Annotated in this window: 1 protein-coding gene; it reads right to left on the bottom strand. The window is 43.5% G+C overall.

Annotated features, from left to right (window positions below; genetic code table 11):
* Positions 1 to 147: 147 nt before the first annotated feature.
* Positions 148 to 1,521, bottom strand: a complete 1,374-nt coding sequence (locus KNQ13_RS15675; RefSeq protein WP_026830651.1) for an IS4 family transposase — start codon at positions 1,519 to 1,521, stop codon at positions 148 to 150.
* Positions 1,522 to 1,603: the final 82 nt, after the last annotated feature.

Genomic DNA, 1,603 nt, shown 5'->3' with positions numbered 1-1,603 from the left:
CCATAGATGTCAACTTAGCCAAAAGATGAGTTGAGAAAGCTCTCATTTTTTATTCCTGATGCGTTTCATTCGGATGATTAGCGGAAAAGATAATTGTAAGCACCCCAAAAAAGCCTCTCTTTTTTGGGGATTTAACTGATCCATGTGCTACTTGAATTGAAGACGCTTCATGGCGGTCCCCATAGCGGAATTCGGCTTTCGCGCAGTCCTTGTCAATAGACGAGTGATCAATGGGATGAACGCCTGTGGCGTCTTTTTTTGTCGAAGTGCCTCATACATTTTTGGAATGAAGTGACAAGCGAAGCACCGGATTGCAATTGCTTCACTGATTTCTTTTTTCTCTTCTTCCCAAATAGCGTTACGAAGCTGGCAAGCCATGAGTTGACTGAGGAGAAAAATTAATAACGTTCCATATACATGACAGAGCCATCGCTCTTGTTTCATCAGTCGAAAGTGATCCAGTCCTAGAAAGGACTTCAGCGTACGGAACTCCCATTCGATTTGCCAACGTAATCGATACAGCTCGACGAGCTGTTTTGGTGAAATAGAATCCGGTAGGTTGGTCATGTACCCAGTAGTCCCTGCTAAATCACGGACAATCGGTCTCATTGGCGTTCGACTTCGACTAGCTCGTCGCTCAATTTTGAGGAGCCGTTTTTCTTTCTGATCCTGGTCCTGATGGAACAGGATACAACGTGCCTGAAAATGTGAATCCCTTCCGAAATAAACTTCCTCTAGTTCTATGATTTCATTCGGATCCATCGCGCGACTGAGTGCGACAAGATCAACGCGTAGATATCGACTACTTTCCACTTTCTTACCATTCGGGTGATACTTTGGAGAAGGATTGACGACAGCTAAATAGGCGTCACTCCGAAAGCGTGTCAGAAAGTAACTCTCTTTTTCTCGAATACTTTCGAACGATTTTAAATGAAAATATCCAAGATCCTGAAGACACAACTCGTTCGCACTCAAAAATGGGATTCGTTGCGCACCGCTGATAGTGTCATTGACGTTCTGAAGATCAATACGTAAAAATGTAGCGCGTCCAGTCAATAGATCGTATTCATGTTGGATTTTGACCGAAGTCTGCCGAGTCTTTTGTACTTTTTTCAGCATCAAATCAGGAACCGCATCATGCGTACCATCTAATACCCGAAGGGTGGTGAACGGCCAGTCTTCACTGAGCGGATGACGTGTGAGTGAAAGTATTCGTTCTGTATCGAGTAACTCGCTCACCAGTCGTTGGAGAAATAATACGGCAGCCTTGGTGAATTTTTTGTCAAGTGCGGCACGACTAATCTCGATTTCTTGATTCACGGCGCACTTCGTGCTCAATTCTTGAAGGCTGTGATCGACGAGATTTCCGTGAATCCCGAAGAGCAGTGATAAGAAGTCATTCGCATCCAATTTCCGTTTCCGTTGTATAAATCCGGTCTCTTTCGCCAACTGATTGATCTTAGTTGGTTCTAAAAACGTAAATAATTGGTCGAGGAAATCGAATTTCTCTCGGACTGGCATATAAAAAACTCCTCTCGTAGGGTTAGTATTCCATACCATCTTTCAAAAGAAGTTAGTCATTTTCTTAAGTTGACATCTATGG

It is taken from the genome of Exiguobacterium sp. s128 (assembly GCF_018618815.1).
Lineage (GTDB): Bacteria > Bacillota > Bacilli > Exiguobacteriales > Exiguobacteriaceae > Exiguobacterium_A > Exiguobacterium_A antarcticum.
Note: the sequence above shows the minus strand (reverse complement) of the source record. Positions and strands in the feature narration are given on the sequence as shown.